The 15,597-nt window shown below is 55.7% G+C and carries 15 protein-coding genes; 2 read left to right on the top strand and 13 right to left on the bottom strand.

The features are described 5' to 3' along the window. Position 1 precedes the first annotated feature (1 nt). The 8 genes from rsxG to blr form a co-directional block, all read right to left on the bottom strand. The gene (rsxG, locus tag QE396_RS07080) at positions 2-622 is read right to left on the bottom strand and encodes an electron transport complex subunit RsxG (protein ID WP_020884325.1); all 621 of its coding nucleotides are present in this window, start codon (positions 620-622) and stop codon (positions 2-4) included. Between the two features lie 10 nt (positions 623-632). Then, the gene (rsxD, locus tag QE396_RS07075) at positions 633-1,685 is read right to left on the bottom strand and encodes an electron transport complex subunit RsxD (RefSeq protein ID WP_014169800.1); all 1,053 of its coding nucleotides are present in this window, start codon (positions 1,683-1,685) and stop codon (positions 633-635) included. Next, positions 1,686-3,812 carry an electron transport complex subunit RsxC gene (rsxC, locus tag QE396_RS07070; RefSeq protein WP_309950494.1) on the bottom strand — a complete coding sequence of 709 codons (2,127 nt, stop codon included), beginning with the start codon at positions 3,810-3,812 and terminating at the stop codon, positions 1,686-1,688. Further along, a complete protein-coding gene (gene rsxB, locus QE396_RS07065) occupies positions 3,805-4,383 on the bottom strand; it encodes an electron transport complex subunit RsxB (protein WP_020884322.1) in 579 nt (192 codons plus the stop codon). The genes rsxC and rsxB overlap by 8 nt, the downstream gene beginning before the upstream one ends. Then, complete coding sequence (rsxA, locus tag QE396_RS07060) at positions 4,383-4,964, bottom strand: electron transport complex subunit RsxA (RefSeq protein ID WP_014169803.1); 582 nt, start codon at positions 4,962-4,964, stop codon at positions 4,383-4,385. Before rsxA ends, rsxB begins: the two co-directional genes overlap by 1 nt. 76 nt (positions 4,965-5,040) lie before the next feature. After that, positions 5,041-5,481, bottom strand: coding sequence for a DUF2569 domain-containing protein (locus QE396_RS07055; RefSeq protein ID WP_020884321.1), 441 nt, complete (start codon positions 5,479-5,481; stop codon positions 5,041-5,043). An 86-nt stretch (positions 5,482-5,567) separates the two neighbouring features. Continuing rightward, entirely contained in the window at positions 5,568-5,783 is a 216-nt protein-coding gene (gene ydgT / locus QE396_RS07050; RefSeq protein ID WP_006174966.1) for a transcription modulator YdgT, read from the bottom strand. 232 nt (positions 5,784-6,015) lie between these two features. After that, complete coding sequence (blr, locus tag QE396_RS07045) at positions 6,016-6,141, bottom strand: division septum protein Blr (protein WP_168112406.1); 126 nt, start codon at positions 6,139-6,141, stop codon at positions 6,016-6,018. Between the two features lie 243 nt (positions 6,142-6,384). On the opposite strand from blr, the gene QE396_RS07040 reads away from it, so the two are divergent. Beyond that, positions 6,385-7,425, top strand: coding sequence for an oxidoreductase (locus QE396_RS07040; protein WP_020884320.1), 1,041 nt, complete (start codon positions 6,385-6,387; stop codon positions 7,423-7,425). Positions 7,426-7,470: 45 nt separating this feature from the next. Here QE396_RS07040 and add read toward each other — a convergent pair whose 3' ends face one another. The 3 genes from add to malX form a co-directional block, all read right to left on the bottom strand. After that, on the bottom strand, positions 7,471-8,472 hold the full coding sequence (gene add, locus QE396_RS07035; RefSeq protein WP_014169807.1) for an adenosine deaminase: 1,002 nt from the start codon (positions 8,470-8,472) through the stop codon (positions 7,471-7,473). Between the two features lie 96 nt (positions 8,473-8,568). Then, complete coding sequence (locus QE396_RS07030; RefSeq protein ID WP_020884319.1) at positions 8,569-9,741, bottom strand: MalY/PatB family protein; 1,173 nt, start codon at positions 9,739-9,741, stop codon at positions 8,569-8,571. A 48-nt stretch (positions 9,742-9,789) separates the two neighbouring features. Continuing rightward, positions 9,790-11,382 (bottom strand): maltose/glucose-specific PTS transporter subunit IIBC, encoded by a 1,593-nt coding sequence (gene malX / locus QE396_RS07025; protein ID WP_014169809.1) that lies wholly within the window; start codon positions 11,380-11,382, stop codon positions 9,790-9,792. A gap of 176 nt (positions 11,383-11,558) precedes the next feature. Between malX and QE396_RS07020 the strand changes: the two genes are divergently transcribed. Then, positions 11,559-12,587, top strand: a complete 1,029-nt coding sequence (locus QE396_RS07020) for a Mal regulon transcriptional regulator MalI (protein ID WP_014169810.1) — start codon at positions 11,559-11,561, stop codon at positions 12,585-12,587. Positions 12,588-12,656: 69 nt separating this feature from the next. Here QE396_RS07020 and QE396_RS07015 read toward each other — a convergent pair whose 3' ends face one another. Further along, entirely contained in the window at positions 12,657-14,198 is a 1,542-nt protein-coding gene (locus QE396_RS07015) for a YdgA family protein (RefSeq protein WP_020884318.1), read from the bottom strand. 99 nt (positions 14,199-14,297) lie between these two features. Continuing rightward, on the bottom strand, positions 14,298-15,473 hold the full coding sequence (gene manA, locus QE396_RS07010) for a mannose-6-phosphate isomerase (protein ID WP_020884317.1): 1,176 nt from the start codon (positions 15,471-15,473) through the stop codon (positions 14,298-14,300). Positions 15,474-15,597: the final 124 nt, after the last annotated feature.

The following is a 15,597-nucleotide window of genomic DNA, read 5'->3' as shown; positions in this document are numbered from 1 at the left end:
ATTACTCCTCACAGGCCGGAAGATTGTTCATCTGCGCGGGCAGCGTTTCCGCATACAGCCCGGCTCGTTTTACGGCATTGACCACGGCCCGTGGGGTAATGGTTGCCCCCGTGAACTGGTCAAACTCGCCGCCATCCTTTTTCACAGCAAATGCAGGATCCGCTTCGCCGTGGATCACTTTTCCGGCAAAATGCAAAATCCAGTCGCTCAGACGGGTTTCAATTTTATCCCCCAGGCCTGGCGTCTCATGATGTTCCGTCACGCGCGTACCCAACACGGTACCGGAGAAATCGCTGCCGACCAGCAGTTGAATCGCCCCGGAGTAGCCATCGGGCGCCGTCGCTTCCATTACCGCGCCTACCGCGTTATCCCCCTTACGGGCAATAAAGACGCGGTGCGGGCCTTTGCCTAACTGAGGTGCCTGGACCACGAAGCAACTTTTCTGCAGGTCATTATCGTAGAAATCAGGGGGGATCACCTGATCGAACAGGGCTTTTTGCTGCTTCACCGCCTGTTCGTCGATGGTCGATTTGGTCAGGTTGTTCACCAGGGCCGTCAGTCCGGTGAGGACCGCGGCGAAAATGGCCAGCGTGACGCCGTGTTTTTGCATTGTTTTCAGCATCGCGAAACCCTTAACGGTGGCCGTACACGCGCGGACGCGTGTAGTAGTCGATGAGCGGAACGGTGATGTTTGCAAGCAGAACCGCGAATGCCACACCGTCCGGGTAACCGCCAAAGCTGCGGATGAGCCACACCAGCAAGCCGGCCAGTGCACCGAAGATCAGGCGGCCACGGTTCGTGGTAGATGCCGTTACCGGATCGGTCAGGATAAAGAACGCACCCAGCATGGTTGCCCCCGAGAGCAGATGCATCTGTGGGCTGGCGAGCGATTCTGGCGAGAACACCCATCCCAGTGTGGCGCAGACCGCCAGCGTCACGAGGAAGCTGACCGGAATATGCCAGCGGATCGCTTTCTGCTGCAGCAGGAACAGCCCGCCCAGCAAATAAGCAAGGTTCACCCACTGCCAGCCCGCGCCCGCCAGCATGCCGCTGAAGATGGCAGATTTCATAATCTGATCGACGGAGTGCCCGGCATGCAGGGAGGTTTTAAACGTATCGAGTGGTGTGGCCTGGCTGATGCCATCCACGCCCATACGCAGCGCGTTCATATCCGCACCGAGCGCGGTATGGCCGGTAAAGATAACGTGCAGGGCATCCATAAAGCCGGGTACCGTCGCGGCAATGTCATGCGGCGGCAACCAGCTGGTCATCTGAACCGGGAAGGAGATGAGCAGTACGACGTAGCCAATCATCGCCGGGTTGAACGGGTTATGGCCCAGCCCACCATAAAGTTGTTTGGCAATAATGACTGCAAACACCGTACCGAGCACCACCATCCACCACGGAGCAAACGGTGGAATACTGATTGCCAGCAACAGGCCAGTCAGCAGTGCTGAGTTATCGGCAAGGATGCGGGAAACCGCCAGCTTACGCAGTTTAAGCACCAGGGCTTCTGCCCCTAAGGCGCTGGCACAACCCAGCACTATCTGGAACAGCGTTCCCCAGCCGAAAAACCAGCACTGAACGGCAATGCCCGGCAGCGCCGCCAGGCACACCAGCATCATGATGCGTGATGTCTGGCGCTGATTATGGGTGTAAGGGGAACTTGCGATTCTGAAAACCATTTAATCCTCGTTAACTGCTTGCTGTGCGGCTTTCTTCGCCTGAACGCGCGCAATGGCGGCGGCGACTGCGGCTTTACGTGGGTCGTCGTTTGCGGCCGGCTGCTGTTCTTCCTGCTGTGCTGCTTTGCGGGCCTTGGCGCGGGCAATGGCGGCTTCAACAGCCGCCTTACGCGGGTCGACGGGGGCTTCAGGCGTAGCGGTTTCAGTCTGCGCCGCTGCTTTGCGCGCTTTAGCGCGCGCGATCGCCGCTTCAACAGCCGCTTTACGGGGATCTACGGCCTCCACTTCTTGCTCAACCACCACGTTTTGCTCGCCGACTTTGCGCGCTTTGGCGCGAGCGATCGCCGCTTCAACAGCCGCTTTACGGGGATCTACGGCCTCCGCGTCTTGTTCAACTACCTCGTTTTGCTCGCCGGCCTTACGGGCTTTGGCGCGGGCAATGGCGGCTTCAACGGCGGCTTTACGCGGATCGATCTCAGCGTCAGAGGAGGCTGACTGTGCTTTTTCTGCCTGACGGGCGCGCGCAGCCGCTTTACGCGCTTCGCGGGCGGCAATCGCTTCGCTGTTATCCGGTTTTTCACAGGCCGGGATCACCACGGTCTGGGCTGCCGTCGCTTTTTTCTCCCGCACGCGTGCCAGTGCGGCATTAATCGCATCCTGGTCTTTTTCGCCGGGCTGAACTGCGGCCTGTTTGTGACGCGCCTGACGGGCCAGTTTTTCACGCTCCAGACGCGCCTGACGCGCTTCAAAACGCGCTTTCGCTTCGGCTGCGCGTTTCTCTTCCATGGAGATGGCATAAATCTCGGCCTTCTCCTGGCGGAAGTACTGCACCAGAGGAATGTTACTTGGGCAGACCCAGGCGCAGGCACCGCATTCGATGCAGTCGGCCAGGTTATGGGTCTGCGCTTTATCGTGCAGCTGACCTTTGCTGTACCAGTACAACTGTTGCGGAAGTAAATCCGCCGGACAGGCATCGGCACAGGCGCTGCAGCGGATACAGCCTTTCTCCTCCTGCTCTTCACCCATTTCGGTCGGGGAGGGGGCAAGCAGGCAGTTTGTGATTTTTACTACCGGGACATCGAGCCACGGCAGGGTAAAGCCCATCAGCGGGCCACCCATGATCACCATCTGGTCGCTGGCCGGGCAAAAATCAGCCTGTTCCAGCAGATGACGAACCGGCGTACCCAGACGCGCCCAGACGTTGCCCGGACGCGCGACAGATTCACCGGTCAGCGTAACCACGCGCTCGGTCAGCGGTTCACCGTCCACCACCGCACGTTTCACGGCGTAGGCTGTCCCGACGTTTTGCATCAGCACCCCGATGTCCGAAGAGCGTCCGCCATGCGGAACCTGCTTGCCGGTCAGAATTTGCGTCAGCTGTTTGGCGCCGCCAGAGGGGTACTTGGTTGGGATAACGCGCAGGCCGATATCGTGGCTGCCGTTGAGGACGGCGCGCAGCATCGAAATAGCCTGTGGCTTGTTATCTTCAATGCCAATCAGCACTTCGCGCGGCTGCAGAATATGGGCAAGAATGCGGATCCCTTCCACGACCTGCGCGGCGCAGTCCTGCATCAGACGATCGTCGGCGGTGATGTAGGGTTCACATTCCGCTGCATTGATGATCAGGGTCTGAATTTTATCGCCGCCGCCGTGCAGTTTGACGCCGGTAGGGAACCCTGCGCCGCCCAGGCCGGCAACGCCGAATTGATGAATACGCTCGATAAGCGCTTCGCGGCTCCGGTTGCGGTAGTCGCTCCAGCCGTCACGGTCTATCCAGCGGTCTTCTCCGTCGGCTTCAATAATGACGCTCAGCTCGGAGAGCGCAGAGGGGTGTGCAACGGTATGGGGGGCGATCGCCACCACTGTACCGGACGTCGGAGCGTGGACCGGCAGCATACGTCCGCGACCGAACGTTAACGGCTGGCCGCGAAGGACGGTATCGCCTTCTTTCACGCACAGTTCACCCTCAGCACCGATATGCTGTTTCAGCGGCATGACGTAACGGGACGCCAGCGGAATTTGGCGCAGCGGCGTGCCGTTGGACTGGGTTTTCATTTCAGGTGGATGGATACCACCGTCAAAGTCCCAAATCTTCTCTTTTCTGAAAGCAGAAAATAACTTAAGCATGTTGTTCCACAGGAATGATGCGAACCGGAATGGTTTGAAGATCCCACTTCCAGCTTTCGGTAGTCGGTTCAACCGGGCGCAACGTTATACATTGCGTCGGGCAGGGTGCCACGCAGAGGTTACAGCCGGTGCACAGATCCGCCACGACGGTGTGCATGGCACGGGTTGCGCCAACGATGGCGTCGACAGGGCATGCCTGAATGCATTTTGTGCAGCCGATGCAGTTCGCTTCGTCAATCACGGCGAGGGCGCGAACCGGCTCCTGCACATCTTCATCGCCGTCAACAGGTTGCGGGTCAACGTTAAGCAGGGCGGCTATTTTCAGCATTACCGCTTCACCGCCGGGTGCGCAGCGGTTAATTTTTTCACCCTGCACGCCTACCGCTTCGGCATAGGGGCGGCAGCCAGGATAGCCACACTGCCCGCACTGGCTTTGCGGCAGAAGCTCATCGATTTTTTCTACAACAGGATCGTCCTCTACCGCGAAACGGCGGGAGGCATAACCCAGAATAAGGCCAAACACCAACCCCAGCACGCTGATAGAGGCGATGGCTATCCAGACAGTACTCATTACAACTTCACCAGACCACTAAAGCCCATAAAGGCCAGAGACATTAAACCTGCTGTCACCAGGGCGATCGCGTTACCGCGGAATGGCGCAGGGATATCCGCTGCTGCCAGGCGCTCGCGAATCGAGGCGAACAGCACCATCACCAGAGAGAAACCGACGGCGGCAGAAAAACCGTACAGCGCCGATTGCATGAAGTTATGCCCAAGGTTGATGTTCAGCAGCGCCACGCCAAGTACTGCACAGTTGGTGGTAATCAGCGGCAGGAAGATACCCAGCAGGCGATAGAGAGCCGGGCTGGTTTTACGCACCACCATTTCTGTGAATTGCACTACCACCGCGATGACCAGAATAAAGGACAGCGTACGCAGATAGATTAAATCCAGCGGGATGAGGATCCAGTTATCAATCAACCACGCGCAGATAGACGCCATCGTCATCACGAAGGTGGTGGCCAGCCCCATGCCCATCGCAGTTTCCAGCTTTTTGGAAACCCCCATAAATGGACACAGGCCAAGGAACTTCACCAGGACGAAGTTGTTAACCAGCACAGTGCCGACAAAGAGCAGTAAGTAATCGGTCATTATTTAGCCTGAAATAAAAAAGCCGCCTATTATCGGACAAACCACCGCAGGCGACAACAGGTTATCTGTAAGGTTATTACGGGTTCACAAAGGTGTTCTTCACCCGCGTCGAACGCTTGAAATAGGGCGCCAGCAGCGCCGCAGCCAGTAACGGAAAAAGCAGCTGGCGAACGGCCAGGGCATCAGAAACTGGCGAAAAAGCAAAGGCTTTCACCGCCAGCAGGACCGAAATCAGCAGCCAGATAATGTAGTGTTTAGGGACACCCTTACGGCGCTTAAAGAAGGCAATGGTCAGCCATAGCGTGTAGTACCACATCCCGATCGCAAAAACGAACGACACAAACCACATCGTAATATTAAGCACACTTTGCGACATCAGGGTCTGGATTGCATGAGGTGTAATCAGTGCGGTGGTATAAAGCAGCAGCGCAAGTGATGCGCTTAATAAGGCAACCAGCAGCCATGCCAGTGGGGCGATTAACCAGCCTCCAATTCGTTCTCCAGGCGTTGCGGTCATGAACTCTCCCATAATCTGCGCGAAATGTTGTACAGCCAGTTTGCAGGGCGGAGAGTATATAACATTTCGCGCGGATGGCTACTTTCTTATAAAACGTAGCGCCATACAGACTTAGGCACTTCACCGACGTTGAACAAACGGCCACCGGAGACCAGCTCCGCACGGCGGTGGTCAGCGGCGCGATACATATTGATGATTTCCTGATTATCCGACAGCGTGTAGTTCAGATGGTCAAACAGTTTTTCCAGGCTCTCAAGCGAATTGATCTTGCGAAATTTTAATAAATAGTCCTGAACTGTCATATTAATAAGTTTCCATATAAAAGTGAGTAATACCAGTTAAGGTAATTCGTCCGAATAATAAACGGATTAATAAAGACGTAAACAGCCCACTCAGATAACGCGACTAAATTAGGAGTTTTCTTTGCTGAAAGTACAGGCATCAGACGATGCCTGGAAGAGAAGGTTAACCGTGTTCACCAGGGCTGGCAATAAGTAACTGACATATTATGTCACTCTTTATTGCGGTAACCGGTTACTTAGGTTGGGCGACGGTGACAGGCTCCGGCGGCTGGTAGTTATCGATATGGCTGGCAACACCAAGCAAAATGACCGATACCCCAAGGACAATCCATCCCGCTAATTCAATGATTCGATTAATAATTGACGTCATGACTGGTACGTGTAATTTATCCATAAATACAGGTTGCAAATGTTACAGCGCCGTTTCCCCCGCGGCAAGTGCTTTGGGAACGGTTCCCCTAAACAAAATCAGAACGTTAAATCTATGTAACAAAAACAACCGGCATAGCCTGCTATTTTACGTCATATGGCACATGATTAATCTGTAAGAACGTCAGAGTAGCCAGTGTGAAATAAGATAGTCATAAAAGAGGGCAACATTATGAGTGATAGCATCCGCGTCGGGCTTATTGGTTACGGGTACGCGAGCAAGACTTTTCATGCGCCTCTGATTGCCGGGACGCCGGGCATGGCGCTGGCGGCAGTTTCCAGTAGCGATGCCACGAAAGTGCATGCCGACTGGCCCTCCGTGCCGGTTGTTTCTGAACCTAAGCATCTTTTTAACGACCCTAATATTGATCTGATCGTCATTCCCACCCCCAATGACACGCATTTTCCGCTGGCAAAGGCTGCACTGGAGGCCGGTAAGCACGTTATTGTCGATAAACCCTTCACGGTGACGTTGTCACAGGCGCGCGAACTGGATGCGCTGGCAAAAAGTTTTGGCAGAGTGCTTTCGGTATTTCATAACCGCCGCTGGGACAGTGATTTCCTGACGGTAAAAGCGCTCCTTAATGAAGGTACGCTGGGCGAAATCCTCTTTTTTGAATCACACTTTGACCGGTTCCGCCCTCAGGTCCGAAACCGCTGGCGTGAGCAAGCCGGGCCGGGCAGCGGCATCTGGTACGATTTAGCGCCGCATCTTCTCGATCAGGCCGTAAATTTGTTTGGCCTGCCGGTCAGTATGACGGTCGATCTGGCCCAGCTCAGACCCGGAGCGCAAACCACCGATTACTTTCATGCCGTCTTGAGTTACCCGCAGCGGCGTATTGTACTGCACGGGACAATGGTGGCAGCCGCCGAATCAGCGCGTTATATCCTTCACGGTACCCGCGGGAGCTTTGTGAAGTTTGGTCTCGATCCTCAGGAAGAACGCCTGAAAAACGGCGAGCGTTTGCCGCAGGAAGACTGGGGCTATGACATGCGGGACGGGGTTGTGACGCGGGTGGAAGGTGAGGAGAGGGTTGAAGAAACGTTGCTTACGATCCCGGGTAACTATCCGGCGTATTATGCCGCTATCCGTGATGCGCTAAACGGGACGGGGGATAACCCGGTTCCGGCCAGCCAGGCGATTCAGATTATGGAATTGATTGAACTGGGGATTGAATCAGCCAAACACCGCGCAACGCTCTGTCTGGCGTGATTCTGGCAAAGCCGGGTAAGGCGAAGCGCCCACCCGGCAACGGGCTTAGCCGCGGGCGACCTTATCCCGCAGCGCCTGTTTCTCTGCTGGCGTCAGGAAGGCGATGTCCAGGCCGTTAATCTGCGCCTGGCGGATCTGATCCTGACTCAGGCCAGCCTGCGGTGCGGCGACGGTGTACTCATGAATAATATCCACGCCCTGTACTGCCGGATCGTCCGTGTTCAGTGAGGCCAGAACACCGTGCTCCAGGAAGGTTTTCAGCGGGTGATGCGCCAGTGATGCCACTGTGCTGGTCTGAATATTGGACGTCAGACAGGATTCAATACCAATACGCTGCTCGGCAAGGAAATCCATCAGGGCGCGATCTTCAACGGCTTTGACACCATGACCGATACGCTCTGCACCCAGCTCACGGATGGCCTGCCAGATGCTTTCAGGGCCTGCCGCTTCACCGGCATGCACGGTAATGTGCCAGCCGGCGTCACGCGCGCGGTTGAAATGAGAAAGGAACAGACTGCCCGGGAAGCCGAGTTCATCACCCGCCAGGTCAACGGCAGCGATCGCATCACGATGCGCCAGTAACCCTTCAAGCTCCTGCAGACAGGCCGCTTCACCGAAGGTGCGGCTCATAATGCCAATCAGGCGAGCCTGAACGTCGAAGGTTTTACACCCTTCGCGCACGCCGTCAATTACCGCTTCAACCACGCCTGCAACGGGCAGGTTGTGGGTCATCGCCATATAGCCTGGCGAAAAGCGCAGTTCAACGTAGTGCAGGCCATTACGGGCGGCATCTTCAATATTTTCGAAAGCAACACGGCGGCAGGCATCCAGCGAGGCCAGCATTTTCACGCCCCAGTCGAGTTTGCTCAGGAAACTGACCAGATCCGGTTCATTTGAGGTGACCTGAACGTGGGGGATTAGGGTCTCAATCGTTTGAGCAGGGAGCGTGAGATTGTACTGGCGGCCAAGATCGAGGATGGTTTGGGCACGAATGTTACCGTCAAGATGGCGGTGAATATCAGTTAGTGGCAGGCGTGTATCAATCATGGTCGCACTCTTTTCTGGTTAAAGTGCGTCATATTATAAAAACAAAACGAGGTAAAAAGCTATTTGCGCAAGGGAATATTCCGTTGCGCAATCTGATTACAGGAGCGTCGTTATGCCGGCGATCAGCCGCTGAACCCCTTGCTCAAGCTTGCTACGCGGGCATCCCGCGTTCAGACGGACAAAACCGTTACCCTCGTCGCCGTAGGTGTATCCCGGCATGATGGCGACCTTTTGCTGCTCAATCAGGACTTTTTGTAGCATTTTATCGTCAAGGTTGAGTGGGCGTAAATCGATCCAGGCCAGATACGTGGCTTCGGGTGGCTGCCAGTTGAGCGTCGGAAACGCGTGGTGTAATTCGCGTGCAATGTACGCCAGATTTTCCTCCAGATACGCCCGCAATGCATCCAGCCATGGCTCTCCCTGCTGATAGGCAGCAATGTGGGCCGTCAGCGCCAGTACGGAAGGGGAAGAGAGCCCGTCACGACCTTTTAATGCGCTGAGGTAACCGTTATGGCTCTCTTCATCGCCAATCAGCCCCCAGGCACCGGTGAGCGCCGGTATGTTAAAACTTTTTGAACCAGAGCTCAGAAGTGCCCATTTACCGCGTGCCACTTCATTCCACGGCGTATGGCGACGGCCTCCCCACACCATGTCCATATGAATTTCATCGCTGATCACCGCCACGTCATAACGGGCGCACAGTTCTGCCATGTGACTCAGCTCTTCACGCGTCCAGACTTTACCCGTGGGGTTTTGCGGGCTGCACAGCAGCAAAATTTTGTTTTCCGGTTTTGCCAGCGCCGCCTCAAGTGCGGCCCTATTTCCCTGCCAGCCCGTGGCATGTTTTTCCATCGCCACGCCGACCACCTGGCGGGCATTCCCCTCGATGGCCTTATAGAACGCATCGTAAGCGGGGGTATGGACCACCACGCCGTCGCCGGGAGTTGACCAGAGGCGAATCAGTTCGGACACCATATAAATAACGGAAGGCCCGTACACGAGCGATTCGGTATCAATGTGGCTGTTAAAGCGCTGCCGGAACCAGTGCGCCACAGCGGCGAGAAACTCTTCATTTTTCCAGCGGCTGTAGCCAAACACCCCGTGATGAATACGCTGGTGCAGCGCTTCGGTGATGCAGGGCGCGGTCGCGAAATCCATATCGGAGATGGTGAAGGGCAGCAGATCGGCCGCGCCAAAGCGGTCGGCGACATAGTCCCACTGCGTGCACCAAGTGCCGTGTCGATCCACGACGGTTGAAAAATCGAACATGTCTCAAGTCCTTAAAGAAAAACCCCCTCAGCGCGAGGGGGTGAGGCATCAGGCTTCCACTGTACGCATCAGGGTTGCCAGCTCATCTTTCACTGACTGGACCTGCGGGCCGATAACCACCTGCAAATTATGTTGATTTAACTGTACCACGCCGATGGCCCGGTTGGCTTTCAGGGCGTTGGTGTCCACTTTCGACATGTCCGCCACCGACAGGCGCAGTCGGGTGATGCAGTTATCCAGAGAGGTAATGTTATCCGCACCGCCCAGCGCCGCCAGAATAGCAGGGGTGTTATAGCCGGACTTACCCACGGTACCTGCAACAGCCTGCTCAACGCTGCTGGCGGTATCGGTATCCCGTCCAGGCGTTTTGAGGTTAAAGCGGGTGATGGCGAAGCGGAAAATGCCGTAGTACACCGCGAACCAGATAGCGGCGACCACCGGTACCAGGTACCACTTGGTCGACAACCCGTGCAGGATCCCGAACACCACAAAGTCGATGACGTTGCCGTCGGTATTCCCGATGGTGACGCCCAGCACCGCCATCACGGTGAAGCCCAGACCGGTCAGTACCGCGTGGATGAGATACAGCACTGGCGCGACAAACAGGAACAGGAATTCGATTGGCTCCGTTGTACCGCCCACGACACAGGCGATGACCCCGGAAATCAGCAGCCCTTTAATTTTATGGCGGTTTTCCGGACGAGCACAGTGATACATGGCCAGCGCCGCACCCGGCAAGCCGCCGAGGAAGGCCGGCATTTTACCCTGTGACAGGAAGCGGGTCGCACTTTCAGAGAAGCCGTGCGTGGTCGGGCAGCTCAGCTGTGCCTGGAAGATGGTCAGCGCACCGCTCACATCGTGTCCGCACACCTCCATTGTGCCGCCCGCTTCGGTAAAGCGGATCAGCGCCACCAGAATATGTTGCAAACCAAACGGCAGCAGCAGACGTTCGCCGGTTCCGAAGATCATCGGACCAAAATCGCCCGCACCGTTGATGATGCGACCAATCCCGTTAATCCCCAGCGCAAAGACTGGCCAGATCAGCGGAATAATAAGGCCAAACAGACCCATGACCACAAGGGTTACAATGGGTACAAAGCGGGTGCCCCCGAAGAACGCCAGCGCATCAGGCAGGCGGATATTGTGGAAGCGCTCATGCAGCATCCAGATAATCACCCCGGCGATCACCGCGCCGAGGATCCCGGTATCAATGGACTGAATCCCGATAACGCTCTGAATGTTGTTCGCTTTAAGCACGGCGGCATCGGTGGTGGGCAGAATGCCTTTAGCCGTCAGCCAGAAGTTCACCGCAAGGTTCATTACCGCATAACCGACAAACCCGGCAAAGGCGGCCACGCCTTTGTTCTCGCGTGCCAGACCCAGCGGGATAGCAATACAGAACATCACCGGCAGGAAGCTGAAGGCGAAGGAGCCGACTTTACTCATCCAGATAAAGATCGCCTGCAGCACAGGTGTCCCGAGGAACGGGATCAGCGTGATGACGTCCTTACTGCTCAACGAACTGCCGATCCCGAGCATGATCCCGCAGAACGAGAGGAGTGCCACGGGCAGCATAAAGGTTTTACCCAGTTGCTGGAAAAATTCCCACAGCGATATTTTTTGTGCTGCTTTCGCCGTCATAAACGACTCCTTTATTGTTAAAATCAGTTTATCTGCTTCAATGCTGCGAGAAGATAAAACGTTTTATCAAAGTTTAGTGCGCTCTGAATCACATTCTCAGGCTTTGACTGGTAGTATAAAGATTACATATTGATAAAACGTTTTACCGATCTCATTTCAGGGAGTCACGCCGACACATGGCTGTAGCGAAAAAAATCACCATCAACGATGTCGCGCTCGCGGCGGGGGTTTCCGTCAGCACCGTTTCACTGGTGCTCAGCGGGAAAGGACGCATTTCTCCCGCGACCGGGCAACGGGTTAACGAGGCGGTTGAGCAACTGGGCTTTGTACGTAACCGCCAGGCATCAGCGCTGCGCGGCGGCCAAAGCGGTGTGATCGGTTTGATTGTGCGTGACCTGACCTCTCCCTTTTATGCCGAACTGACCGCGGGCCTGACCGAAGCGCTTGAAGCGCAGGGACGGATGGTCTTTTTGCTTCACGGCGGTCGCGAGGCCGATCAGCTCCTTTCCCGTCTGGATATGCTGCTTACGCAGGGCGTCGACGGGGTGATCGTCGCCGGCGCGTCGGGTGTGAGTAATGACTTGTGCGAGCGCGCCGCCGAAAAAGGCGTGCCGCTGGTGTTTGCCTCGCGCGCCAGTTATCTGGACGAAGCCGATACCCTGCGACCGGACAACATGCAGGCCGCACAAATGTTGACGGAGCATCTTATTCATCGGGGGCATCAGCGCATTGCCTGGCTTGGCGGAAAAAGCTCGTCCCTGACGCGAGCCGAGCGGGTAGGCGGTTACTGCGCGACGCTGATTAAATACGGCCTCCCGTTCCACAGCGAATGGGTGGTGGAATGCGAATCCAGCCAGAAGAAAGCCGCGGAAGCGATAAACGCGTTATTACGGAGTAGCCCGACGATAAGCGCCGTGATTTGCTATAACGAGGTGATTGCGATGGGAGCCTGGTTTGGCCTGATCCGCGCCGGGCGTCAGAGCGGAGAGGGTGGGGTTGAAACCTTCTTCGGCCACCAGGTGGCGTTAGGGGCATTTGCCGACGTCGGTGAAAACGCGCTGGACGATCTGCCCATTGTCTGGGCCACCACACCTGCCCGGGAGATGGGTTACACGCTGGCGGACAGGATTATGCAGCGCATCGAAAAAGCAGACGTGCAGGCCGGGCACCAGATTGTGTCGGCACGGTTAGTGACGGTGAAATAGTATTTCGTGGCACCAGGCTGAGTACCTGCAACCGGTAATAAAAAACCCCTCAGAGAGGGGTTTTGATGATTACTGCTGTGGTGCAGCGGGTGCTTCAGGCACGGCCGGCGCTGCAGGTTCAGCCGGTTCCGGCATCCCCAGGGCAGGCATACCAAACATCCCGACAAAATCTTCCAGCGGCATTTTATCGCCGTTCAGCGTGACCTGACCGTTGGCATACTGCAGGCTGGTGGAAATGGTGTTGTCTTCCATCTTCGTGATGCGGAACATCTGGCCCATTGCCGCCAGGCCTTTCACCTGCTGGCTCGCCAGCTTGCCGGCATCTTCATCACCATACCCTTCAAGCTTCGCAATCTGGGTCATAAACTCGGTCGCCATATCCACAGGGATGGTCAGCTTGCTGTCGAGTGACTTCACGCTGCGATCCACTTCCTGCGCCAGGGTCTGAGGTTCACCCGTTGCGGTTGCCGGGTCTTTCAGGAACAGGGACAGATTAAAGTTGGTTTCGCCTTTGCTGTTTTTCCAGCTCAGCGGGGCCACGGTGATGACCGGCTCACCTTTCAGCAGGATGGGCAGGTTGTTCATCAGCACCGCCATGGCCTGCTGCTGGTAAACTTCCGGATTCTGCTGCAGCGCGGCATTGCTCAGCAGTGCCTGGCTCTCTTTGCTGTATTTCTGGCTAAATTCATGCCACGCCTGACCGTCGATATTGCCAATCTTCAGCGACAGTTTGCCGGTCCCGAGATCCTGGTTCTGCACTTTCAGGCTCTTCAAGGCGTAATCCAGTTGGGTATTGATGCTCTTACCGTCTTTAGACACGTCGGATTTGCCGTCCACCTCCATGCCTTCCAGCACGGCCATCTCTTTACCTTCAACCGCGATAGCAATCTTGTCGAAAGAGAGTTTCTGATTACCGATACGCTCTTTAAAATCGGTCATCTTGCTGTCGCCGTCGGCTTTCAGATTATTGAACGTCAGCTGAACCTTTTGACCGTATTCATTGACGGCATTGATCAGGCCGCTCTCTGCTTCACCGGTCAGGGAGAAGACATTTCCATCGCGGTCAGCATCAACCTTGAAATTCCCCCCGCTAAAGGTCACTTTCTCGTTATCTTTCTCGTAGTTCAGTGCTTTCAGATCGATACTGGAACGTGTGTCACCGGCGTAGCTGATGCGGGTGTTAACCTCGAAAGGTGACTCGTTCTTTGCCAGATCAAACAGAGGTTTGGTTAAGTCGTTATTCACCAGTACAGTGTGAACAGACGCCATCGACGGGATCAGGTTAAAAGACGTTAACTGTGCCAGCGGGAACGGACCGTGGCTGACCACTTCATCCAGTACCACGCTTTGGCCCGGTTTCAGCCAGCCATTTTCATTACCGGCAACAGGCTTGACAACCACCTGCATATGGCTGGTAAAGATACCACGCTGATAATTCTGGTAGGCAAGCTCCACGCCTGCTTCCGGCGCGCCACGCTTAAGCTCTCCGTTAGCCTGTGCCACCATCTCAGCCAGACGGCTTTCCAGCTGTTTCCCGGTAAACCAGGAGGCACCTGTCCAGACCACGCCTAACGCTACAATCACTCCTACCGCTACGACCGATTTTTTCATTGCGACTATCCCTAAAATGAAACCAGGCGGTAGAAACCGCCCGGTGATGTAAAGTCTTCAACTAGCTTAGCAAGAGTTGTTAAAAAATTCAGTAAGTGCTTATAGCTTATTAAAAACACGCGCCAGACGACCGGTACCGCTCACGCTCACCGGCGACTCGTTTGCCGCTACAAATGCCGATTCGCCTGGCTTGAGCACCAGACGCTCGCCACCTTTATGCAGCGTTGCTTCACCCTCAACGCAGAACAGGATTGCTGCGCTCTCCTGCGCGATGGCGGTTTCTGCCGGACTCAGGTCATGCAGTGAGAAGGCAAAATCATCCACCGGGATCGGGAAGTCCAGCTCCGCACCCTGTTTAACAGGCTGAGTCAGCAGGTGATCCGCAGGCTTCGCCTCAAACTTCACGTTGGCAACCAGCTCAGGGATATCAATGTATTTCGGCGTCAGGCCTGCACGCAGTACGTTGTCTGAGTTGGCCATCACCTCCAGCGCCACGCCCTGCAGGTAGGCGTGCGGGGTTTCAGCAAACAGGAACATCGCCTCGCCCGGGTTCAGCTTCACCACGTTCAGCAGCAGAGGGGAGAACAGGCCGCTGTCGTCCGGGTAGAATTCAGAAATCAGGCGGATGGTATCCCACGGCTCACCGTGCTGGCTGTCCAGCGCTGCTTTCAGCACCGCCAGGGCGTGAGATTTCTCTTCTCCCTGCATGTTCAGCAGGCTGGCGAAAAGCTGGCTCAGGCCTTCTGCATTCGGGTTTTCCAGGAAGTGGGCAATAGCGTTGTTAGCACCCGCCACCGGCTGCAGCAGGGAGATAATTTCTGAGAACTCGCGAAACGCGTTCATCGCCAGGAAGGGAGTCAGCGCAAAGACCAGTTCCGGCTTGTGGTTAGGATCTTTGTAGTTACGCTCGGCCGCATCTAACGGAATACCGGCCGCGTTCTCTTTCGCAAAGCCCATCTCAGAGGCTTTTTTATTCGGGTGAACCTGGATGGAGAGCGGCTGGTCGGCGCACAGCACTTTAAACAGGAACGGCAGCTCACCAAAACGGCTGGCAACCTTGTCACCCAGCAGGGTGGCTTTGTCGGCATCAATCACGTCGCGCAGAGAGCGAACCTGGCCACTTGCGTCTTCAATTTTTGAGCTGCTCTTCGGGTGCGCACCCATCCACAGTTCTGCCATCGGCAGGTTGTTTGGGTTCGCGATACCGTAGAGATCCGTTAACGCAGTTTTACTTCCCCAGGCGTAGTTTTGCACTGAGTTAATGAGTTTTTGCATTATCAAGCCCTGATTCAATGGTGGAATTAACTCCGGGTATTAAAGCAATAAACAACATGGAAGTAACCTGTGGATGTAAAAAGTCGTACTAGTCTCAGTTTTTGTTAAAAAATTGTGTAGGATA

Origin of the sequence: Enterobacter sp. SORGH_AS_0287 (assembly GCF_031453695.1) — a bacterium.
Classification (GTDB): domain Bacteria; phylum Pseudomonadota; class Gammaproteobacteria; order Enterobacterales; family Enterobacteriaceae; genus Enterobacter; species Enterobacter ludwigii.
Note: the sequence above shows the minus strand (reverse complement) of the source record. Positions and strands in the feature narration are given on the sequence as shown.